The sequence below is a fragment of the Streptomyces sp. NPDC013457 genome, assembly GCF_043089925.1.
Lineage (GTDB): Bacteria > Actinomycetota > Actinomycetes > Streptomycetales > Streptomycetaceae > Streptomyces.
Genome location: NZ_JBICBL010000002.1, coordinates 562,278 through 583,590 on the forward strand (window position 1 = coordinate 562,278; position 21,313 = coordinate 583,590).

The 21,313-nt window shown below is 72.6% G+C and carries 17 protein-coding genes; 11 read left to right on the forward strand and 6 right to left on the reverse strand.

Annotation, left to right across the window (positions count from 1 at the left end; translation table 11 throughout):
* Positions 1–102 precede the first annotated feature (102 nt).
* On the reverse strand, positions 103–861 hold the full coding sequence (locus tag ACF1G2_RS08035) for an aminotransferase class IV (RefSeq protein ID WP_391797435.1): 759 nt from the start codon (positions 859–861) through the stop codon (positions 103–105).
* A gap of 77 nt (positions 862–938) precedes the next feature.
* Between ACF1G2_RS08035 and ACF1G2_RS08040 the strand changes: the two genes are divergently transcribed.
* Genes ACF1G2_RS08040 through ACF1G2_RS08060 form a run of 5 tightly spaced genes read left to right on the forward strand, consistent with a single transcriptional unit; the run spans position 939 to position 5,872 of the window.
* A complete protein-coding gene (locus tag ACF1G2_RS08040; RefSeq protein WP_391797436.1) occupies positions 939–1,535 on the forward strand; it encodes an NADPH-dependent FMN reductase in 597 nt (198 codons plus the stop codon).
* Between the two features lie 15 nt (positions 1,536–1,550).
* Positions 1,551–3,284, forward strand: a complete 1,734-nt coding sequence (locus ACF1G2_RS08045; protein ID WP_391797437.1) for an ABC transporter ATP-binding protein — start codon at positions 1,551–1,553, stop codon at positions 3,282–3,284.
* Positions 3,281–5,134, forward strand: coding sequence for an ABC transporter ATP-binding protein (locus ACF1G2_RS08050; RefSeq protein WP_391797438.1), 1,854 nt, complete (start codon positions 3,281–3,283; stop codon positions 5,132–5,134). Before ACF1G2_RS08045 ends, ACF1G2_RS08050 begins: the two co-directional genes overlap by 4 nt.
* A gap of 13 nt (positions 5,135–5,147) precedes the next feature.
* Positions 5,148–5,480 (forward strand): divalent-cation tolerance protein CutA, encoded by a 333-nt coding sequence (gene cutA / locus ACF1G2_RS08055; RefSeq protein WP_391797439.1) that lies wholly within the window; start codon positions 5,148–5,150, stop codon positions 5,478–5,480.
* Positions 5,477–5,872 carry a gamma-glutamylcyclotransferase family protein gene (locus ACF1G2_RS08060; RefSeq protein WP_391797591.1) on the forward strand — a complete coding sequence of 132 codons (396 nt, stop codon included), beginning with the start codon at positions 5,477–5,479 and terminating at the stop codon, positions 5,870–5,872. Before cutA ends, ACF1G2_RS08060 begins: the two co-directional genes overlap by 4 nt.
* Here the strand turns inward: ACF1G2_RS08060 and ACF1G2_RS08065 are convergent.
* From ACF1G2_RS08065 to ACF1G2_RS08075, 3 genes are all read right to left on the reverse strand, one after another.
* Positions 5,826–7,925, reverse strand: a complete 2,100-nt coding sequence (locus tag ACF1G2_RS08065; protein WP_391797440.1) for a molybdopterin oxidoreductase family protein — start codon at positions 7,923–7,925, stop codon at positions 5,826–5,828. The two genes, ACF1G2_RS08060 and ACF1G2_RS08065, sit on opposite strands and share 47 nt — an antisense overlap.
* A 178-nt stretch (positions 7,926–8,103) precedes the next feature.
* A complete protein-coding gene (locus ACF1G2_RS08070; RefSeq protein ID WP_391797592.1) occupies positions 8,104–8,784 on the reverse strand; it encodes a vancomycin high temperature exclusion protein in 681 nt (226 codons plus the stop codon).
* 94 nt (positions 8,785–8,878) lie between these two features.
* Complete coding sequence (locus tag ACF1G2_RS08075; protein ID WP_391797441.1) at positions 8,879–9,607, reverse strand: aquaporin; 729 nt, start codon at positions 9,605–9,607, stop codon at positions 8,879–8,881.
* 66 nt (positions 9,608–9,673) lie between these two features.
* On the opposite strand from ACF1G2_RS08075, the gene ACF1G2_RS08080 reads away from it, so the two are divergent.
* The 6 genes from ACF1G2_RS08080 to ACF1G2_RS08105 all read left to right on the forward strand — a co-directional run bounded on the left by ACF1G2_RS08080 (position 9,674) and on the right by ACF1G2_RS08105 (position 17,546).
* A complete protein-coding gene (locus ACF1G2_RS08080; RefSeq protein WP_391797442.1) occupies positions 9,674–10,372 on the forward strand; it encodes a hypothetical protein in 699 nt (232 codons plus the stop codon).
* 89 nt (positions 10,373–10,461) lie between these two features.
* The gene (locus tag ACF1G2_RS08085) at positions 10,462–11,523 is read left to right on the forward strand and encodes a sirohydrochlorin chelatase (RefSeq protein ID WP_391797443.1); all 1,062 of its coding nucleotides are present in this window, start codon (positions 10,462–10,464) and stop codon (positions 11,521–11,523) included.
* A 106-nt stretch (positions 11,524–11,629) separates the two neighbouring features.
* A complete protein-coding gene (locus tag ACF1G2_RS08090) occupies positions 11,630–12,925 on the forward strand; it encodes a deoxyguanosinetriphosphate triphosphohydrolase (RefSeq protein ID WP_391797444.1) in 1,296 nt (431 codons plus the stop codon).
* Between the two features lie 143 nt (positions 12,926–13,068).
* On the forward strand, positions 13,069–14,328 hold the full coding sequence (locus ACF1G2_RS08095) for an NAD(P)/FAD-dependent oxidoreductase (RefSeq protein WP_391797445.1): 1,260 nt from the start codon (positions 13,069–13,071) through the stop codon (positions 14,326–14,328).
* A gap of 67 nt (positions 14,329–14,395) precedes the next feature.
* The gene (gene dnaG, locus ACF1G2_RS08100) at positions 14,396–16,321 is read left to right on the forward strand and encodes a DNA primase (RefSeq protein ID WP_391797446.1); all 1,926 of its coding nucleotides are present in this window, start codon (positions 14,396–14,398) and stop codon (positions 16,319–16,321) included.
* 109 nt (positions 16,322–16,430) lie between these two features.
* The gene (locus tag ACF1G2_RS08105) at positions 16,431–17,546 is read left to right on the forward strand and encodes an RNA polymerase sigma factor (protein ID WP_352190816.1); all 1,116 of its coding nucleotides are present in this window, start codon (positions 16,431–16,433) and stop codon (positions 17,544–17,546) included.
* 6 nt (positions 17,547–17,552) lie between these two features.
* Here ACF1G2_RS08105 and ACF1G2_RS08110 read toward each other — a convergent pair whose 3' ends face one another.
* Both ACF1G2_RS08110 and ACF1G2_RS08115 read right to left on the reverse strand, forming a co-directional pair.
* A complete protein-coding gene (locus ACF1G2_RS08110; RefSeq protein WP_391797447.1) occupies positions 17,553–19,505 on the reverse strand; it encodes an ABC transporter ATP-binding protein in 1,953 nt (650 codons plus the stop codon).
* Positions 19,505–21,238, reverse strand: coding sequence for an ABC transporter ATP-binding protein (locus tag ACF1G2_RS08115; RefSeq protein WP_391797448.1), 1,734 nt, complete (start codon positions 21,236–21,238; stop codon positions 19,505–19,507). The genes ACF1G2_RS08110 and ACF1G2_RS08115 overlap by 1 nt, the downstream gene beginning before the upstream one ends.
* Between the last annotated feature and the right edge of the window lie 75 nt (positions 21,239–21,313).

Consider the following 21,313-nt stretch of genomic DNA (forward strand, 5'->3'; position numbering starts at 1 on the left):
CATGTCGCCCACCCGTACCGTCGATGCTACCTGGCACCCGGCCTCGAACAACCTTGGAGACGAGTCGTGTTGGGGGTGAAAGGATCCTTCCGAGACCGCTCCCTACAGCCGCTCCCACGGCACCGACTCGTACGCCTCGTGCACCCGCCCCATGAGCCCCTCGTCCACCGCGAGCCCGAGCGCGTCGATCCCGCCCACCGGCGAGACACCGCGGGAGTTCGTCACGAACGCCGCCCGCATGTCCGGGAGACCGGCCATCGTCACCCGGCGCCGTACGGAGCCCAGGCGCTGCTCCAGGAGCGCCATCGTGACGCCCGTGAGGCAGGGCGCGGAGGGCCAGATCACCGACGTGCCGTCCCAGAAGGCGATGTTGGTGACCGCGCCCTCCGCGATCTCGCCGTCCCGGGAGACCAGGAGGGCGTCGTCGTAGCCCTCGCGCCGGGCCGCCTCGCCGTAGTAGGACTGGCCGAAGCCGCCCAGGTGCTTGATGTGGGGAGCGGGGCGCCAGTAGTCGACGGACTTCAGGCGCTGCGGGGTTCGCGGTGCGGCGGCCGGGGCCCGCAGGACGGTCACGAGGCGGACGCCCTCGTAGACGTACACCCGCGCGGTCGCGTCGTCGAGGCCCGTCGTCCTCAGTGCGCCGGCCAGGAGGCCCCGGACGCGCTCGCCGTCGACGCCCTGCCCGAAGAGCTCGCGGGTGGCGCGGTCCAGGCGGTCGACGTGCAGGCCGAGACCGCGGACCCGCCCGGCCCTCACCTGCATCGCGGTGAAGTGGCCGAAGCCGCTCAACAGGGTGGCGAGGAGCGCAGGATCGCCCGCCGGGGCGCCGTCGATCTCGATGTGCGGGAGAGAAGCCGTCATGCCTCCCACCGTAGGCCGACGCGTCCCGAAGATCGGCGCTTGACCTCAACCAAACTTGAGGTATCAGGATTCTCGGCATGGACATCACCCACGCGGACTCCACGCCGCTCAAGCTCGCCCTCGTCGTCGCCAGCAACCGCGAGGGGCGGTTCGCGCCCGTCGTCGCCGCCTGGTTCCGCGCCCGCCTCGCCGAGCGCACCGACTACACCGTCGACGTCGTCGACCTCGCCGACGTCGATCTGCCCGCCCTCACCCACCACCCCGACGCCGCCGCCTCGGCCGAGCTCGCCAAGGTCTCCCCGGTCCTCGCCGCCGCCGACGCGTTCGTCGTCCTCACCCCCGAGTACAACCACTCCTTCCCCGCCCCCCTGAAGTCCCTCATCGACTGGCACTACACCGAGTGGCAGGCCAAGCCCGTCGGCTTCGTCTCCTACGGCGGGATCTCCGGCGGCCTGCGTGCCGTCGAGCAACTGCGCCAGGTCTTCGCCGAGATGCACGCCGTCACCGTCCGCGACACCGTCTCCTTCCACAACGCCCACGGCGACTTCGAGGAGGACGGGCGACACAAGGACCCCACCGGACCGGACGCCGCCGCCAAGACGATGCTCGACCGGATCGCCTGGTGGGCGCACGCCCTGCGGGACGCCAAGTCCGCCCGCCCCTACGGCGCCTGAGGGGGCGACGCACCCATGCTGCTCCGACTCGTGGCGGGCCGGCTCCGGCCCTACCGGCGCACTCTGGCCCTCGTCGTCTTACTCCAGCTCGTCCAGTCCGTCGCCTCCCTGACCCTCCCCACCCTCAACGCCGACGTCATCGACAACGGCGTGCTGCGCGGCGACACCGCCCATGTCCTCACCGGCGGCGCCCTGATGGCCGCCGTCACCCTCCTCCAGGCCGTGGCCGCGGCCGCCGCCGTCTACCACGGCGCCAGGATCGCCATGGGTGTCGCCCGCGATCTGCGCGCGGCCGCCTTCCGCCGCGTCCAGGACTTCTCCGCCCGGGAGATGAGCCGCTTCGGCACCGCCTCCCTCATCACCCGCACCACCAACGACGTCCAGCAGGTGCAGACGTTCGCCGTCCTCGTCCTGACGATGCTCGTGGCGGCGCCCCTGCTCTGCGTCGGCGGCATCGTCATGGCCCTCGACCAGGACGTTCCGCTCGCGCTGCTGCTCCTGCTCTTCGTCCCGCTCATGGCGGGCGCCGTCGGCACCGTCGTCCTGCGCATGCGACCGCTCTTCCGCGGGATGCAGGAACGCGTCGACGGGGTCAACCGGGTGATGCGCGAGCAGATCACGGGCATCAGGGTCGTCCGCGCCTTCGTCCGCGACCGGCACGAGCAGCGGCGCTTCGCCGCCGCCAACGGCGAACTGCGGTCGGTCGGAGTGCGGGTCGGCCGGCTCCAGGCCCTGATGTTCCCCATCGTGCTGATCGTCTGGGAGCTGGCGACCGTCGCCGTCATCTGGGCGGGCGCCCACCGGATCGAGTCCGGGGCCCTGCAGGCCGGTTCGCTGATCGCGTTCCTCGGCTATCTGCTGCAGATCATGATGTCGGTGATGATGGTGCTCTTCCTGCTGATGCACATGCCCCGTGCCGAGGTCAGCGCCGAACGCATCCAGGAGATCCTCGCCACCGAACCGTCCGTCACCCCGCCCGCCGCGCCCGTCCGCCAACTGCGCGAGGCCGGCCGGCTCGACATCCAGGACGCCGACTTCAGCTACCCCGGCGCCGAGGAACCCGTCCTGCGCTCCGTCAGCCTCACCGCCCGCCCCGGTCGCACCACGGCCGTCATCGGCTCCACCGGCAGCGGCAAGACCACCCTCCTCGGCCTCGTCCCCCGGCTCTTCGACGCCACCGGCGGCCGGGTCACGGTCGGCGGCGTCGACGTCCGCGACATGGACCCCGCACTCCTCGCCCGTAGCGTCGGACTCGTCCCGCAGAGGCCGTACCTCTTCTCCGGTACGGTCGCGAGCAACCTGCGGTACGGCAGACCCGGGGCGACCGACGACGAGTTGTGGCACGCGCTGGAGGTCGCCCAGGCCGCCGACTTCGTGCGGAAGCTCCCCGAAGGCCTCGACGCTCCGGTCTCGCAGGGCGGCACCAACCTCTCCGGAGGCCAGCGCCAGCGCCTGGCCATCGCCCGGGTCCTCGTCGCCCGCCCGCGGGTGTACCTCTTCGACGACTCCTTCTCCGCCCTCGACAACCGCACCGACGCGCTGCTGAGGGAGGCCCTCGCGGCGGAGACCGCCGACGCGACCGTCGTCATCGTCGCCCAGCGCGTCTCCACGATCCGCGACGCCGACCGGATCGTCGTCCTCGACCAGGGCCGGGCCGTCGGCAGCGGGACCCACGAGGAACTCATGCGGGACAACGCCACCTACCGGGAGATCGTCCTCTCCCAGCTCACCGAGGAGGAAGCAGCGTGAGTGCCCCCGAACGCCGGGGACCGGCCGTCCAGCAGCGCGGCCCCGGCATCAGCACCCCGTCCCTCGAACGCTCCCTGCACTTCCGCTCCTCCGGCCTGCGCCTGCTGCGCACCATGGCCCCCGACCGCCCCCGGCTCCTCGGCGTGCTCGCCGCCGCGTCCGCGAGCGTCGCCCTCGCCGTCCTCAGCCCGCTGATCCTCGGCCACGCCACCGACCTCGTCGTCTCCGGCGCCGCGAGCCCGGCCGGGGTGGACTTCCGCGCCGTCGGCCAGGCGCTCGCCGCCGCCTTCGCGGCCGTCGCCGGCGCCGCCGCGCTCAACTGGATCCAGCAGCGCCTCGCCACGACCGTCGTCCAGCGGGCCGGGCACCGGCTGCGCGCCGAGGCCCAGCGCAAGCTGGCCCGGCTGCCGCTCTCGTACGTCGACCGGCAGCCGCGCGGCGAGGTGCTCAGCCGCACCACCAACGACATCGACAACATCACCCAGACCCTCCAGCAGGCGTTCGGCCAGATGGTCCGGGCCCTGCTCACCATCGTCGGCGTGCTGGTGATGATGTGCTGGATCTCGCCGCTGCTCGCCCTCGTCGCCCTCGCGACCGTCCCTCTCTCCGTGGTGGTCGCGGCCCGGATCGGCAAGCGCGCCCAGCCGCAGTTCGTGCGGCAGTGGGCCGTCACCGGCCGCCTCAACAGCCATGTCGAGGAGATGATCACCGGGCACGCGGAGGTCGTCGTCTTCGGGCGGCGCGACGCGGCCGTGGCGCGCTTCGACGAACTCGGCCAGGAGCTGTACGCGGCGAGCTTCCGCGCCCAGTTCGTGTCCGGCTTCATCCAGCCGGCCCTCACCTTCGTCGGCAACCTCAACTACGTCCTGATCGCGGTCGTCGGCGGGCTGCGGGTGGCGAGCGGAACGCTGAGCATCGGAGACGTCCAGGCGTTCATCCAGTACTCGTACGAGTTCAACGGTCCCGTCAACCAGGTCGCGGCCATGGCCAATCTGCTGCAGTCCGGGGTCGCCTCCGCCGAGCGGGTCTTCGACCTGCTGGACGCGCAGGAGGAGTCCCTCGAGCCCGAGCCCGTGCCCGTGTCCGGGCGCGCCCCGCTCGCTGCGACGGTCGCCGGCCGGGTCACGTTCGAGGAGGTGGCGTTCCGTTACGAGCCGGACAAGCCGCTCATCGAGGACCTGTCGCTGACCGTGGAGCCCGGCCGGACGGTCGCGATCGTCGGGCCGACCGGCGCCGGCAAGACGACGCTGGTCAATCTGCTGATGCGCTTCTACGAGGTGACGGGCGGCCGCATCGCCCTCGACGGTGTGGACGTCTCGGCCATGACCCGCGAGGACCTCAGGTCCGGCATCGGCATGGTCCTCCAGGACACCTGGCTGTTCGGCGGGACCATCGCCGAGAACATCGCGTACGGAGCGAGCGGCGAGGTCTCGCGCGAACGGGTCGTCGAGGCGGCCATGGCCACCCACGCCGACCGGTTCATCCGGACCCTGCCCGAGGGTTACGACACGGTCCTCGACGAGGACGGCGCCGGGCTCAGCGCGGGCGAGAAGCAGCTCGTCACCATCGCCAGGGCGTTCCTCTCGGAGCCGGCGATCCTGGTCCTCGACGAGGCGACCAGCTCGGTCGACACCCGCACCGAGGTCCTCATCCAGCGGGCCATGTCCTCGCTCCGGGAGGGCCGTACGTCGTTCGTGATCGCGCACCGGCTCTCCACCGTCAGGGACGCGGACGTCATCCTGGTGATGGAGAACGGCTCGATCGTCGAACAGGGCACGCACGAGGAGCTGCTGGCGGCGGACGGCGCGTACGCCCGGCTCTACGCGGCCCAGTTCGCCCGGGCGGCCTGAGTACGGTGAGGGCATGACCCTCGCATGGACCGTGCTCACCACCACCGACAGCGCCGCCAAGGCACAGGAGCTCGCCCGCGGGGCGGTCGAGGCCCGTCTCGCCGCCTGCGCGCAGATCTCCGGGCCGGTCACCTCCGTCTACCACTGGCGGAAGGCGATCGAGACCGAGGAGGAGTGGCAGGTGCTCTTCAAGACGACGGCGGCGCGCTACGAGGAGCTGGAGGCCCATCTCCTCGCCGCGCACGACTACGAGACGCCCGAGGTCCTCGCCACCGCCGTGGTCGGGGCATCGGCGGCCTACCTGGCGTGGCTGGAGGCCGAGACGACCGGGCCCGCCGCCGGATGACCGAGCTGCCCTTCTTCGTCTACGGGACGCTGCGGCCGGGCGAGTACAACCACGACCGGTTCCTGCTGGGCCGCACGGCCCGGGAGGAACCGGCCCGGCTCACCGGAGCGCTCCTCCACGACGGGCCCGGCTACCCCTACGTGGTGCCGGGCGAGGGTCTGGTCGCGGGGGACCTGGTGACGGCCGCGCCCGGGGAGTACGGCGAACTCCTCGCGGTACTGGACCGGGTGGAGCTCCCCGCCGGGTACGAGCGGTCCGAGCGCGAGGTGGTACGGGTCCGGGACGGGGCGGCCGTCCGGGCCTGGGTCTACTTCGCGGCGCCGGGCACGCCGTTCGGACCGCTCATCAGGGGCGGGGACTGGCGGGCTCGACCCGGACCGCGCACGTCTTGAACTCGGGCATCCGGGAGACCGGGTCGAGCGCGGGGTTGGTGAGGGTGTTGGCGCGCCCCTCGCCGGGCCAGTGGAACGGCATGAAGACCGTGTCCGGCCGGATGGCCGTGGTGATCCGGGCGGGCGCGACGGCCCGCCCGCGCCGCGACACGACGGCGACGCGCTCGCCCTCGGCCACGCCGATCCGCTCGGCGAGCCGCGGATGCAGCTCCACGAACGCCCCGGGCGCGGCGGCGTTCAGCTCGTCGACGCGCCGGGTCTGCGCCCCGGACTGGTACTGCGCGACGACCCGGCCGGTGGTCAGCACGACGGGATACGCGGCATCGGTCTCCTCGGCGGGACCCCGGTGCACCACCGGCACGAACCGCGCCCGCCCGTCGGGCGTGGCGAACCGGTCGAGGAAGAGGCGGGGGCTCCCGGGATGGGGCGGCTCCCCCTCGGCGGGCTCCGGGCAGGGCCAGAACACGCCGTCCTCCTCGCGGATACGGCGGTAGCTGATGCCGGAGTAGTCCGCCGGGCCGCCCGCCGACGCACGGCGGAGCTCGTCGAAGACCTCCTCCGGGTCGGTCGGGAAGCCCTTCTCCCAGCCGAGGAGCGCCGCGAGGCCGTGCAGGACCTCCAGGTCCGTGCGGACGCCGTCCGGCGGGGTGATCGCCCGCCGCCGCAGCAGCACCCGGCCCTCCAGGTTGGTCGTCGTCCCCGTCTCCTCCGCCCACTGGGTGACCGGCAGCACCACGTCCGCCAGCTCCGCCGTCTCCGACAGGACCACGTCCGCGACGGCCAGGAAGTCCAGCGAGCGCAGCCGCCCTTCGATGTGCGCGGCGCGCGGCGCCGAGACCACGGGGTTGGAGCCCATCAGGAGCAGCGACTTCACCTCGCCGCCCAGCGCGTCCAGGAGTTCGTACGCGCTGCGGCCGGGCCCGGGCAGCGACGCGGGGTCCACTCCCCACACCCCCGCCACGTGCGCCCGCGCCGCCGGGTCGTCCAGTTTCCGGTAGCCGGGGAGCTGGTCGGCCTTCTGGCCGTGCTCGCGGCCGCCCTGGCCGTTGCCCTGTCCCGTGAGGCACCCGTACCCGCTCAGCGGCCGCCCGGCCCGTCCCGTCGCGAGGCAGAGGTTGATCCACGCGCCGACCGTGTCCGTGCCCTTCGACTGCTGTTCCGGGCCGCGCGCGGTGAGCACCATCCCGCTCTCCGCGTCGCTGAACATCCGCATGGCGTCCCGCAGGAGCGGCACCGGTACGCCGGTGATGCGCTCGACCAGTTCCGGCCAGTGCGCCATCGCCCCGGCGCGGGCCGCCTCCCACCCCGCCGTGCGCTCCCGGACGAACTCCTCGTCCACCCGCCCCTCGGCGACCACGAGATGGAGGAGTCCGAGGGCGAGCGCGAGGTCGGTGCCGGGGCGCGGGGCGAGGTGGAGGTCGGCCTGCTCGGCGGTGCGCGTGCGGCGCGGGTCGACGACGATCAGCTTCCCGCCGTTCGCCTTCAGCTCGGTGAGGTAGCGCAGCGCCGGCGGCATCGTCTCGGCCAGGTTGGAGCCGACGAGGATCACGCAGCCGGTGCGCGGGACGTCCTCCAGCGGGAAGGGCAGCCCGCGGTCGAGACCGAACGCCCGCTGGTGCGCGGCCGCGGCGGACGACATGCAGAAGCGTCCGTTGTAGTCGATCTGCGAGGTGCCGAGCACGAGCCGGGCGAACTTGCCCAGCGTGTACGCCTTCTCGTTGGTGAGCCCGCCGCCGCCGAAGACCCCCACGGCATCGGGTCCGTGGTCGACGCGGGTCCGGTGCAGTCCGTCGGCGACGGCGGAGAGCGCCTCCTCCCAGGTGGCCGACCTCAGGACCCCCGTGTCAGGGCATCGGACCAGGGGCCCGGTCAGCCTGACCCGGGAGGAGAGTACGGCCGGGGCGGTACGGCCCTTGCCGCACAGCGCGCCCCGGTTGACGGGGAAGTCGGGGCGGTCGACCACCTCCACGGAGCCGTTCGCGGGGCGCAGCCCCATGCCGCACTGGAGGGCGCAGTAGGGGCAGTGCGTGGGGGTGGTGGCAGCCTCGGACATGCGGAAAGCGTGCTCCGGCCGTGTTACGGGAGGCGACGCCCCGCATTACGGGCGATGGGCGCTCTCCTCCGCCGTACGCCGGGCCGGAGGTGAGGGCCGGGCGGCCCCGGGGCGAGCCGGGGGCCGGTCCTCGCCGGGCCGGGGGTGAGGGCGCCGGCCCGGCGGGGCGAGCCGAGGGTCAGCGCGCCGGGGCGAGCGCCTCCGTCACGCCCTCCTCGCGCTCCCCGAGGAAGTGCGGGTCCGGCCGCAGCGTCGCGTCCAGGGCCGCCTTGCCCGCGGCGGCGAGCTCGCGGACGCCGCCGTAGTAGAAGACGGAGTCGTGCGGTTCGACGACCTTGACCCCGTACGCGTCGATGCCGGCCGCCCCGCAGAGGGCGACGGCCCGCCTGATGTGGAAGTCCTGCGTCACGAGGACGGCCCGGTCGACGCCGAAGATCTTCTTGGCGCGGACGCAGGAGTCCCAGGTGTCGAAGCCCGCGTAGTCGCTGACGATGTGACGGTCGGGCACTCCGCGCTTGGTGAGGTACGCGCGCATCGCGTCGGGCTCGTCGTACTCGACCCGGCTGTTGTCGCCGGTGACGAGGACGACCCTGACCTTCCCCGCGCGGTAGAGCTCGGCGGCCGTGTCGAGCCGGTGCGCGAGGTACGGCGTCGGCCGGCCCTTCCAGAGGCCGGCGCCGAAGACGACGGCGACGTCCTGTGCGGGGACGTCGGCGGTGGTCCGCAGGCGGCCGTCGGCGACGGCGTGCATCCAGGTGGCGGGCGCGAGGGCGAGGACGGTGCCCAGCATGACGGCCTGGACGGTACGGCGGCGGGCCCGCCGGGTGCGCGGCAGCAGTGCGGACGGGCGCCGTGGCAGGGCGCCCGGGGGCAGCAGTTGCGCGACCCGTTTCAGCTGGGCGGGTACGCGTACGCGTCGCATGGACGAACCTCCGTGGATCTTGCCTGCCCCGTCACCCTGTTCGACGCGGATCGGGGCTGTTCGGTTCGCCGCCTCCGTAGAGAAGGGCGGCGAGGGCGACGCCGAGCAGCGTCCCGAGGAGCTGCGCCCCGACGAACCCGGGCAGCGAGCCGGGCGCGATGCCGGTGAAGGAGTCGGAGAGGGCGCGGCCGACGGTCGCCGCCGGGTTGGCGAAGGAACCGGAGGAGGTGAACCAGATCGCCGCCGCGATGTAGGCGGCCACCGCGAGCGGGGCGAGCGCGAGCCGGCCGATGCGGCGCAGCCCGAGGACGAGCAGGACGAGGCCCGCGGTGGCCACGGTCTCGCCGAGGAGGAGGTGGTGGTCGGAGCGGACCTGGGTGGACCAGGTGCCGGGCGCCCGGCCGAACATCGTCTCGGCAAGCAGTGCGCCGGTGACCGCGCCCACGAGCTGGGCGGCGCAGTAGGCGGCGACCTCGCCGGGGCCCGGGGCGTCCTCCTCGCCCCGGCGGGCCCACCACTCGCAGAGGGTGACGGCGGGGTTGAGGTGGCCGCCGGAGAGGGGGCCGAGGAGCGCGATCAGGATGCCGAGGCCGATCGCGGAGGCGAGGGAGTTGGCCAGCAGGCTCACCCCCACGTCACGGCTGAGGGCCTCGGCGCGGATGCCGGAGCCGACGATGACGGTGACGAGGGCGGCGGTGCCCACGAGTTCGGCGGCGACGCGTCTGGAGAGCCGGGGCGGGGCGGTCGGAGTCATTCGCATGATGGAAAAGATATTCCGCTAGATAAAAGAATGAGGGAAGAAGGGGGTAAGCCGTACGATCCGCAGATGATCACCGAGGCGGCGCTCAACAACGCGGAGTGGTGCGAGGCGATGTGCCGTGCCCACGGCCGCCCGGGCGCCTTCGGGCCACGGGCCTGGACGAACGGGCGCCGCACCCCGCCGTACTATCCGGACGCCGTGACGCTCACGGCCGACGCGTCCGTACGGGACGTCCTCGGCGGCATCGACCGCCGGGCCCCCGGCGCCTCGGTCAAGGACTCCTTCGCCCGCCTCGACCTGACCGGCGAGGGCTTCCGGCCGCTCTTCGAGGCGAGTTGGATCCACCGGCCCGCCGGACGCCCGGCCCCCGCCGCGCCGGACGGGACGCGCTGGCGGGCCGTCCGTACCCCGGCGGAACTCGCCGCGTGGGCGACGGCCTGGAGCGGGGGCGACGCCGACGAGGCCGCGCTCTTCCGCGCCGGACTCCTCGACGACCCGGCGACCCGCGTGGTCGCGGGATACGGCGCCGACGGCCGGATCGCCGGGGGAGCGGTGCTCAGCGGGAACGGCCGGGTGACCGGCGTCTCCAACCTCTTCGCCGCCGACGGAACCGACCCCGCCGAGGCCTGGGCCGGCTGCCTGAGCCTGGCCGACGGCGGCGGCCCGGTCGTCGGCTACGAGTCGGGCGACGACCTGCCGCCCGCGCTCGCCGCCGGCTTCGAGGAGATCGGCCCCCTCCGGGTCTGGCTGTCCGCCGACGCCTGACAGTTCCGCGGGGCGGTCCGTGAGCCGGTGGAAAACACTCGTGACGCCCACGCAACGGGGAGGCAACGCGGCGCCGTCAGGATCGGTGCATGACGGAGCGGGACAGTACGTTCGACAGCACGGCCGAGCTGCTCGGCACGATCACCACGCGGCTCGCGGAGCGCCTGAGCCGGGTCCGCCCGTACGACGTCCGGCGCCGCCCCGCCCTCGTCGCCGTGGGCCACGGCAGCCGTGACCCGCGCGCCGCCGTCACCCTCTCCCACCTCGTCGACCGCATCCGCGAACTCCGCCCCGGCCTCGACGTCCGCCTGGCACACATCGAACTGAACGCCCCGCTGCTGCCGGACGTCCTCGCCGACGTCACGGCGGGCATCGGGTCGGGCGTCCTCGCCGACGTCACGGCGGACATGCGGTCGGGCGTCACGGCCCGCTCCACGCCGGGTGGCACGGCGCGCGTCACGCCGGGTGGCACGGCGCGCTCCACGCCGGGCGTCACGGCCCGCGTCACGCCCGGCGTCACGCCGGACGTCACCGAAGAGGCCACGGCGCGCGTCCCGGCAGGACTCCCGGGGCGGGAAGCGGCCGGACCCGGGGCCGTCCTCGTCCCGCTCCTCTTCGGGCCCGGCCACCACGTCAAGCACGACCTGCCCGCCGCGGCCGCCGCGCTGCCCGAGGGCCAGGTCCGGATCGCCGCGCCCCTCGGCGCGCATCCGCTGCTCGTCGAGGCCCTCGCCGACCGGCTCGCCGAAGCGGGGTGGACCTCCGCCGACAGCGCCTCGCGCGCCACCGGCGTCGTCCTCGCCGCGGCCGGGTCCCGTGACCCCGAGGGCCTCGCCGCCGTCCGCCGGATCGCCGCCGCCCTGTCCGAGCGGCTGGGCGGTGTGCCCGTCCTGCCCGCGTACACCTCCGCCGCCACCCCGACCGTCCCCGACGCGGTGCGCGTCCTCGCCGCGCGGGGCCGCCACCGGGTCGCCGTCGCCTCCTGCTTCACCGCCCCAGGCCTCTTCGCCGGCCGCGCCGCCGCCCATGCCCCCTGGATCGCCGCGCCCCCGCTCGGCGATCACCCGGCCCTCGCCCGCCTGATCCTCCACCGCTACGACCGGTCCCTCGCCGCCCCCGCCGCCACCTGGCGACAACTCGCCTCCGCCTGAGGGAATCCCGCTCCCGCCCCGGCGAACGCCCCCTCTGCGCACGCACGGGCCGAATTCGACCGCACGTCCTCGCCCCACTGTCCGTCCCGCCCGTTACCTTCGGTGCATGGAAGGCTTCACGGACACCCCCGGCTACGACGACGACGCGACCGAACGCTGGGCCGCCGAGCCCGACAAGCGGCCCGGGCGGACCGCCTTCCAGCGGGACCGGGCGCGCGTGCTGCACTCCAGCGCCCTGCGCAGACTGGCCGGCAAGACGCAGGTCGTCACCCCCGGTTCGCGCAGTCACGCCTGGGACGCCAGCCCCCGCACCCGGCTCACCCACTCCCTGGAGTGCGCCCAGGTCGGGCGCGAGCTCGGCGCCGCGCTCGGCTGCGACCCCGATCTCGTCGAGGCCGCCTGCCTCGCCCACGACATGGGCCACCCGCCCTTCGGGCACAACGGAGAGGTCGCGCTCAACGACTTCGCCAAGGACTGCGGCGGCTTCGAGGGCAACGCCCAGTCGCTGCGGCTGCTCACCCGGATCGAGCCGAAGCGGTTCATCGCCGACGCCTCCACCGGCCGCCCCGTCAGCGTCGGCCTCAACCTCACCCGCGCCGCGCTCGACGCCGCCACCAAGTACCCCTGGACGCGCGGCGGGCACCCCGAGGACCCCGGCTCGCCGAAGTTCGGCGTGTACGAGGACGACCTGCCCGTCTTCGACTGGGCCCGCGAGGGCGCCCCCGCGCACCGTAAGTGCTTCGAGGCACAGGTCATGGACTGGGCCGACGACGTGGCCTACTCGGTCCACGACTTCGAGGACGGTCTGCACGCCGGCCACATCGACCCGAACATGCTCTTCGCCGAGCCCGAGCGCGCCGACATCTGGGCCGTCGCCATCGGCAGGTACGTACCGCACGACACCGATCCGCAGGAGCTCGCAGAGGCCCTCGACCGCCTCGTCGACCAGGACTGGTGGCCGCACGGCTACGACGGATCGGCGGTCGCCCAGGCCCGGCTCAAGGACGCCACCAGCCAGCTGATCGGCCGCTTCTGCCTCGCCGCCGAGGGCGCCACCCGCCAGGCCTACGGGAGCGGCCGGCTCACCCGGTACGCGGCGGAGCTCGTCGTCCCCCGCGCGACCCGTAACGAATGCGCCGTTCTCAAGGCCGTGGCCGACCGGTACGTGATGCAGCGCGCCGAGCAGGAGGCGCTCCGCGCCGACCAGCGCATCATCCTCGCCGAACTCGCCGAGGCGCTCACCGCCCGTGCCCCCGAGGGACTCGACCCGCAGTTCCGGGCCTTCTTCGACGCGGCGGAGGACGACAGGTCACGCAAGCGGGTGATCATCGACCAGATCGCCTCCCTCACCGACGCCGCCGCCTCCACCCTCCACGCCCGCCTCAGGCCCCACCGCCCCTAGGGGCGTCCGCCCCGGCCGTCCGGCGCTCGCCCTCTTTCGCCATCACGCTCCGTGCGGGACGCTCGGCGGAGCGCCCGAGGCGGTACGGCTCGCCGAACGACCGGAGGCGTAGCGTAGAAGCGGACGCAACGAGGAGGCATCAAGTGGTCGACGCAGATCAGACCTTCGTCATCGTCGGCGGGGGACTGGCCGGGGCCAAGGCGGCGGAGACGCTCCGCTCCGAGGGGTTCACCGGCCGCGTGATCCTCATCGGCGACGAGCGCGACCACCCCTACGAACGCCCACCGCTCTCCAAGGGCTATCTGGCCGGCAAGGAGGCGCGGGAGAGCGTCTTCGTGCACGAGCCCGCCTGGTACGCCCGCGCCGAGGTCGAGCTGCACCTCGGGCAGCCCGTCACGGTCGTCGACCGCGAGGCCCGCACCGTACGCCTCGGCGACGGCACCACGATCCGCTACGACCGGCTTCTGCTCGCCACCGGATCCGAGCCGCGCCGCCTCGACATCCCCGGCACGGGACTCGCCGGCGTCCACCATCTGCGCCGGCTCGCCCACGCCGACCGGCTGCGCCAGGTCCTGGCCGCCCTCGGCCGGGACAACGGCCATCTGGTGATCGCGGGCGGCGGCTGGATCGGTCTGGAGGTCGCCGCCGCGGCCCGCGGCTACGGCGCCGAGGTCACCGTCGTGGAGTCCGAGCCCACCCCGCTCCACCAGGTCCTCGGCCCCGAGCTCGGCCAGCTCTTCGCCGATCTCCACACCGAACACGGCGTCCGCTTCGTCTTCGGCGCGCGGCTCACCGAGATCGTCGGCCAGGACGGCATGGTCCTCGCCGTTCGTACCGACGACGGCGAGGAGCACCCCGCCCACGCCGTCCTCGCCGCGATCGGCGCCGCCCCGCGCACCGCCCTCGCCGAGGCGGCGGGGCTCGCCCTGGTCGACCGGGCCCACGGCGGCGGCGTCGCCGTCGACGAGTCGCTGCGCACCTCCGACCCCGACATCTTCGCGGCCGGTGACGTCGCCGCCGCCGCTCACCCGGTCCTGCACACCCGGCTCCGCGTCGAGCACTGGGCCAACGCCCTCAACGGCGGCCCGGCCGCCGCCCGCGCCATGCTCGGACAGCACGTCTCGTACGACCGCGTCCCGTACTTCTTCTCCGACCAGTACGACCTGGGCATGGAGTACTCGGGCTGGGCCCCGCCCGGTTCGTACGACCAGGTGGTGCTGCGCGGCGACGTCGGCAAACGGCAGTTCATCGCGTTCTGGCTCAAGGACCGCAAGGTGCTCGCCGGGATGAACGTGAATGTGTGGGACGTCACAGAGCCGATCCAGCGCCTCATCCGCGCCCAGTCCCCGGTGGACACCGACGCCCTCGCGGACCCGTCCGTCCCTCTGGAGAGCCTGATCTGAGGAGACAGGCGCAGCCGGCGGCGTCCTCCTGGGGGAGGAGCCGCCCGCCCGCCCGTAGAATTCATGCGTGGCAGGCAGGATCAACGATGACGACGTGAAGGCGGTACGGGACGCGGTCCCGATCGACGCCGTCGTGTCCGAGTACCTGCAGCTCCGCAACGCCGGCGGTGGCAACCTCAAGGGTCTCTGCCCCTTCCACGACGAGAAGTCGCCCTCCTTCCAGGTCAGCCCGAGCAAGGGGCTGTTCCACTGCTTCGGCTGCCAGGAGGGCGGCGACACCATCGCCTTCGTGATGAAGATCGACCACCTCTCCTTCTCGGAGACGGTCGAGCGCCTCGCCGCCAAGGCGGGCATCACCCTGCGCTACGAGGAAGGCGGCTACAACCCCGGCCACCAGCGGGGCGAGCGCATCCGCCTGGTCGAGGCGCACAAGGTCGCCGCCCAGTACTACATCGACCAACTCGACTCGCCCGAGGCCGAGATCGGCCGCACGTTCCTCGCCGAGCGCGGCTTCGACCAGGCCGCCGCCGCGCACTTCGGCGTCGGTTACTCCCCGGCCGGCTGGGACCACCTCACCCGCTTCCTGCGCGGGAAGGGCTTCTCCGACAAGGAGCTGATCCTCTCCGGGCTCTCGCAGGACGGCCGCCGCGGCCCCATCGACCGCTTCCGCGGCCGCCTCATGTGGCCCATCCGGGACGTCGGCGGCGACGTCGTCGGCTTCGGCGCGCGCAAGCTTCGCGAGGACGACAACGGGCCCAAGTACCTGAACACGCCCGAGACGCCGATCTACAAGAAGTCCCAGGTGCTCTACGGCATCGACCTGGCCAAGAAGGACATCGCCAAGGTCAGCCGGGCCGTCGTCGTCGAGGGCTACACCGACGTCATGGCCTGCCACCTGGCCGGCGTCACCACCGCCATCGCGACCTGCGGCACCGCGTTCGGCAGCGACCACATCAAGATCCTCCGCCGGCTCCTGATGGACAACGGCTCGGCCCGTGTCATCTTCACCTTCGACGGCGACGCGGCCGGCCAGAAGGCCGCCCTGCGCGCCTTCGAGGACGACCAGAAGTTCGCCGCCGAGACGTACATCGCGATCGCCCCCGACGGCATGGACCCCTGCGACCTGCGGCTCGCCAAGGGCGACCAGGCCGTCGCCGAGCTCGTGGAGCCGCGTACCCCGCTCTTCGAGTTCGCGCTGCGCCAGATCGTCCGGCGGTACGACCTGGAGACCCCGGCCGGCCGGGCCGCCGCCCTCGACGAGGCCGCGCCGATCGTCGCCCGGATCAAGAACATCGCCTCCCAGCACGAGGTCGCCGTCCAGCTCGCGGGCATGCTCGGCATCCTCGACACCCAGTTCGTGGTCAGGCGCGTCGGCCAGATCGCCCGCTGGCAGCGCGACCGCGGCGGCCGGGGCGCCGCCGCGCCGGCGGCCCCGCAGCACGGCGGCGCCTCCCGTGCCGGAAGGGCTGCGGGGGAGTACGGCGCACCGGCCCCCTCGGCCGCTCCCTCCGGGCCCGCGCTCAACCTGCGCAGCCCCGCGCACCGCACCGAGCGCGAGCTGCTCAAGCTGGCCCTCCAGCGCCCCGAGCTCGTCTCCCCGGCCTTCGACGCGTACGGCGTCGACGAGTTCACCGCCCCGCCCTACGCGGCCGTCCGCCAGTGCGTCCAGGACGCCGGCGGCGCCACCGGCGCCCCCGACGACTACCTGTCGGCCGTCCGCGAGGCCGCCCCCGACGACACGGTCCGCGCGCTCGTCACCGAACTCGCCGTCGAGACGATCTTCGCCAAGGTCGTCGACGAGGTCTACGCGGGCGCCCAGCTCGTCTCGGTCCGCCTGCGGGCCGTCGACCGCCGCGTACGCGACATCCAGGGCAGCCTGGCCCGCCTCGGCACCCACGGCGACCCCGCACAACTGGCCGCAGTGCAGAACGAGTTGTGGGTCCTCACCCAGTACGCCCAGTCGCTGCGCACCAACGGCGCCGACGCGCTCTGACGTTCGGTCACCTCGCGAACTCAAAAAGTCACCGCACGCCCCTCGTGGCGGTGATGTGTCGTACCCCACACTGGGGAGCGGTGCCTGAGCCCCCGGAGCACCGGCAGCGATCACCCTGGAGGTCGCCCCCGTGCAGACCCAGACCCTGTCCCCGACGGATCTCGTGCCCGGGCAGCGCCCGGCCGTCCATCACCCGGAGGCGCCGGCCTCCGCGGAGCCGGCCGAGCCGGCCGACCCGCCCGAGCCCGCCGAGTTCGTGGACGACACACCGGAACCGGAGCCGGTACCGCGCCGCGTCGACCTGGGCGGGAACGGGCCCTCCTCCGACCTGTTCCGCCAGTACCTGCGGGAGATCGGCCGCATCCCGCTGCTCACCGCCGCCGAGGAGGTCGAGCTCGCCCGCCGCGTCGAGGCCGGGCTCTTCGCCGAGGCGAAGCTGGCGTCCACCCCCGATCTGGACTCCCAGCTGGCGCTCGACCTCGACCGGCTCGTCGTCCTCGGCCGGATGGCCAAGCGCCGGCTCATCGAGGCCAACCTGCGGCTCGTCGTCTCCGTCGCCAAGCGGTACGTCGGACGCGGGCTGACCATGCTCGACCTGGTCCAGGAGGGGAACCTCGGACTGATCCGCGCCGTGGAGAAGTTCGACTACGCGCGGGGCTACAAGTTCTCGACGTACGCGACCTGGTGGATCCGCCAGGCGATGTCCCGGGCCCTCGCCGACCAGGCCCGGACCATCCGCGTCCCCGTCCATGTCGTCGAACTGATCAACCGGGTGATCCGGGTCCAGCGCCGCATGCTCCAGGAACGCGGCTACGAGCCCACCCCGGAAGAGGTCGCAGCCCAGCTCGACCTGGCCCCCGAACGGGTCGGCGAAGTGCTGCGCCTCGCCCAGGAGCCGGTCTCCCTGCACGCCCCCGTCGGCGAGGAGGACGACGTCGCGCTCGGCGACCTCATCGAGGACGGGGACGCCACGAGCCCCGTGGAGTCGGCGGCCTTCCTGCTGCTGCGCGAGCACCTCGAGGCCGTCCTCTCCACCCTCGGCGAGCGCGAACGCAAGGTCGTCCAGCTCCGCTACGGCCTCGACGACGGCAGGCCCCGCACCCTGGAGGAGATCGGCCGGCTCTTCGGCGTGACGCGCGAACGCATCCGCCAGATCGAGTCGAAGACCCTCAACAAGCTGCGGGACCACGCCTTCGCGGACCAGCTCAGGGGCTACCTGGACTGACCGCCGTCAGTCGACCTCGGCGACCGCCTGGGCGAACTGGGCCGCGTACAGCCGCGCGTACGCGCCGTCCGCCGCCAGCAGCTCCTCGTGCGTGCCCTGTTCGACGATCGAGCCGTTCTCCATCACCAGGATGACGTCCGCGTCCCTGATGGTGGAGAGCCGGTGCGCGATCACGAACGACGTACGCCCGTGGGACAGCCGGGCCATCGCCTTCTGGATGAGGACCTCGGTGCGGGTGTCGACGGAGCTGGTCGCCTCGTCGAGGACCAGGATCACGGGGTCGGACAGGAACGCCCGCGCGATCGTGATCAGCTGCTTCTCGCCCGCGCTGACGTTCCCGCCCTCGTCGTCGATGACCGTGTCGTAGCCGTCGGGCAGGGTCCGGATGAAGCGGTCCGCGTGTGCGGCGCGTGCCGCCTCCTCGATCCGCTCCCGGGTGACCTCGCCCCTCGCTCCGTACGCGATGTTCTCGGCGATGGTCCCGCCGAACAGCCAGGTGTCCTGGAGGACCATGCCGATGCCGGACCTGAGGTCCTCGCGGGTCATGGCCGAGACGTCCACACCGTCGAGGGTGATGCGGCCGCCCGTCACCTCGTAGAAGCGCATCAGCAGATTGACCAGCGTCGTCTTGCCGGCGCCGGTCGGCCCGACGATCGCGACCGTCTGGCCGGGCTCCACGGTCAGCGACAGGTCCTCGATGAGCGGCTTGTCCGGCTCGTAGCGGAACGCCACCTCCTCCAGGGCGACCTTGCCGAGCACGGACGTCTCCCAGCCTTCGGCCGGGGGTGCCCCCATCTCGCTCCTCGGCGCGTCCGGTGCCTGCTCCGCCGCGTCGAGCAGCTCGAAGATCCGCTCGGCCGAGGCGACGCCCGACTGCACGAGGTTCGCCATCGACGCGACCTGTGTCAGCGGCATCGAGAACTGGCGCGAGTACTGGATGAACGCCTGGACGTCACCGATCGACAGCGTTCCGCTCGCCACCCGCAGCCCGCCGACCACGGCGACGAGCACGTAGTTGAGGTTCGAGATGAAGAACATCACCGGCTGCATGACACCGCTGTTGAACTGGGCCTTGAAGCCCGCCTCGTACAGCGCCTCGTTCTGCTCGCGGAAGTCCGCCGCCGACTCGTCCTGCCGCCCGAAGACCTTCACCAGCGCGTGCCCGGTGTACATCTCCTCCACATGGGCGTTGAGCGTGCCCGTGGAGCGCCACTGCTGCACGAAGTGCGGCTGCGACCGCTTGCCGACCTTGGTCGCCACGACCACCGACACCGGCACGGTCACCAGCGCCACCAGGGCGAGGAGCGGCGAGATCCAGAACATCATCGCCAGCACACCGACGATGGTGAGCAGCGAGTTGATCAGCTGCCCCATCGACTGCTGGAGCGTCTGCGAGATGTTGTCGATGTCGTTGGTCGCCCGGCTCAGCACCTCACCGCGCTTGGCCTTGTCGAAGTACGACAGCGGCAGCCGCGCCAGCTTCGCCTGGACGTCCTCCCGCATCCGGTAGACCGTCCGGTTGATCACCTTGATCGACATCCGGGTCGCCACCAGCATGAGGAGACCGGCGGCCACGTAGATCACCAGGACCCAGAGCAGCACCTCGCCGACGGCAGAGAAGTCGATGCCCTGCCCGGGGGTGAAGTCCACCCCGGACAGCATGTCCGCCATGCCGTCGTCGCCCTTGGCCCGCAGGCCCTCGATCGCCTGCGCCTTCGTCGTGCCGTCGGGCATCTGCCGTCCGACCACACCCGCGAAGACCAGGTCGGTCGCCTTGCCGAGGATCTTCGGGCCGACCACCGAGGCCGCCACGCTGAGCACACAGGTGATCAGCATCAGCCAGAGCGCGCCCCGCTCGGGCGCCAGCTGCTTCAGCAGCCGCTTGCCCGAGCCCTTGAAGTCCATCGACCGCTGGTCGGGGCCTCCGCCGGCCATCATTCGTCCGCCAGGACCGGCCATCAGGCTGCCTCCGCCTCGGTCAGCTGGGAGAGCACGATCTCCCGGTACGTCTCATTGCCCGCCATCAGCTCGTGATGGCGCCCGGTGCCCACGACCCGGCCCTCGTCGAGGACCACGATCCGGTCGGCGTCCCTGATGGTCGACACCCGCTGGGCGACGATCACGACGGTCGAATCCGCCGTCTCCGCCTTGAGCGCCTCCCGCAGCAGCGCGTCGGTCTGGTAGTCGAGCGCGGAGAACGAGTCGTCGAAGAGGTAGATCTCCGGCCGCTGCACCAGGGTCCGCGCGATCGCGAGCCGCTGCCGCTGCCCGCCGGAGACGTTCGTGCCGCCCTGCGCGATCGGGGCGTTCAGGCCGTGCTCCAGCTTCTTCACGAAGTCGGCCGCCTGCGCGACCTCCAGCGCGTGCCACAGCTCGTCGTCGGTCGCGTCCGGATTGCCGTACCGCAGGTTCGTCGCGACCGTGCCGGAGAAGAGGTACGGCTTCTGCGGGACGAGCCCGACCGTGCGCGCCATCAGCGCGCGCTCCAGCTTCCGTACGTCCACGCCGTCGACGAGCACCTCGCCGCCGGTCACGTCGAACAGCCGCGGCACCAGGCCGAGGAGCGTCGACTTGCCGCTGCCCGTCGAGCCGATGATCGCCGTCGTCTCGCCCGGCCGCGCCACCAGCTCCACGTCCCGCAGGACCGATTCCTCGGCGCCCGGGTAACGGAACTCCGCGCTCCGGACCTCCAGGTGGCCGCGCCGGTCCAGCTCGCGCACCGGCTCGGCCGGGGGCACGACACTGCTCTCCGTGGCGAGGACCTCCTCGATGCGCTCGGCGCACACCTCGGCCCGCGGCACCATCATGAACATGAAGGTGGCCATCATCACGGCCATCACGATCTGCATCAGATAGGCGAGGAACGCGGTCAGCGCGCCGATCTCCATCCCGCCGCTGTCGATGCGGTGTGCTCCGAACCAGACCACCGCGACGCTGGAGACGTTCACGACCGTCATCACCGTCGGGAACATCAGCGCCATCAGCCGCCCGGTCGCCATCGAGACGTCGGTCAGCTCGGTGTTCGAGACCTTGAACCGGTCGCGCTCGTAGTCGTCCTTCACGAAGGCGCGGATGACGCGGTTGCCGGTGATCTGCTCGCGCAGCACCCGGTTCACCGTGTCGAGCCGCTCCTGCATGGTCCGGAACAGCGGGCGCATCCGCTTCACGATCAGCGCGACCGAGACGCCGAGGACCGGCACGACCGCGAGCAGGACCGCGGACAGCGGCACGTCCTGTCCGAGCGCCATGACGATGCCGCCGACGCACATGATCGGCGCGGAGACCATCAGCGTGAACGCCATCAGGACCAGCATCTGGACCTGCTGGACGTCGTTGGTGGTCCGGGTGATCAGCGACGGCGCGCCGAACTGCCCGACCTCGCGGGCGGAGAAGGACTGCACCCGCTCGAAGACCGCGGCTCGGACGTCCCGGCCGAGGGCGGAGGCGGTGCGCGCCCCGTAGTACACCGCGCCGATGTTGCAGACGACCTGCACCACCGAGACGGCGATCATCACGGCGCCGAAGAGCAGGATGTAGCCGGTGTCACCGTTCACGACACCGTTGTCGATGATGTCCGCGTTCAGGCTCGGCAGGTAGAGGGACGCGCAGGTCTGCAGGAACTGCAGCAGGACCAGCAGTCCGATGGGCTTTTTGTACGGTCGAAGGAAGGTTCGGAGAAGTCGTAGGAGCACGGGTCCTACTATCGCCCGCGCTCCCAGGACGTTACGAGCCGGTTTTGTCGAACCTTGAACGGACTCCGCTACCAG

What these genes read in the sequence shown, in the direction of transcription:
- ACF1G2_RS08080 (WP_391797442.1), top strand. Translation starts at nt 9,674, where the DNA reads ATGATCACCGAGGCGGCGCTCAACAACGCGGAGTGGTGCGAGGCGATG.
- ACF1G2_RS08090 (WP_391797444.1), top strand. Translation starts at nt 11,630, where the DNA reads ATGGAAGGCTTCACGGACACCCCCGGCTACGACGACGACGCGACCGAA.
- ACF1G2_RS08040 (WP_391797436.1), top strand. Translation starts at nt 939, where the DNA reads ATGGACATCACCCACGCGGACTCCACGCCGCTCAAGCTCGCCCTCGTC.
- ACF1G2_RS08110 (WP_391797447.1), bottom strand. Translation starts at nt 19,505, where the DNA reads ATGGCCGGTCCTGGCGGACGAATGATGGCCGGCGGAGGCCCCGACCAG.
- ACF1G2_RS08045 (WP_391797437.1), top strand. Translation starts at nt 1,551, where the DNA reads ATGCTGCTCCGACTCGTGGCGGGCCGGCTCCGGCCCTACCGGCGCACT.
- ACF1G2_RS08065 (WP_391797440.1), bottom strand. Translation starts at nt 7,925, where the DNA reads ATGTCCGAGGCTGCCACCACCCCCACGCACTGCCCCTACTGCGCCCTC.
- ACF1G2_RS08035 (WP_391797435.1), bottom strand. Translation starts at nt 861, where the DNA reads ATGACGGCTTCTCTCCCGCACATCGAGATCGACGGCGCCCCGGCGGGC.
- ACF1G2_RS08085 (WP_391797443.1), top strand. Translation starts at nt 10,462, where the DNA reads ATGACGGAGCGGGACAGTACGTTCGACAGCACGGCCGAGCTGCTCGGC.
- ACF1G2_RS08060 (WP_391797591.1), top strand. Translation starts at nt 5,477, where the DNA reads ATGACCGAGCTGCCCTTCTTCGTCTACGGGACGCTGCGGCCGGGCGAG.
- cutA (WP_391797439.1), top strand. Translation starts at nt 5,148, where the DNA reads ATGACCCTCGCATGGACCGTGCTCACCACCACCGACAGCGCCGCCAAG.
- ACF1G2_RS08075 (WP_391797441.1), bottom strand. Translation starts at nt 9,607, where the DNA reads ATGCGAATGACTCCGACCGCCCCGCCCCGGCTCTCCAGACGCGTCGCC.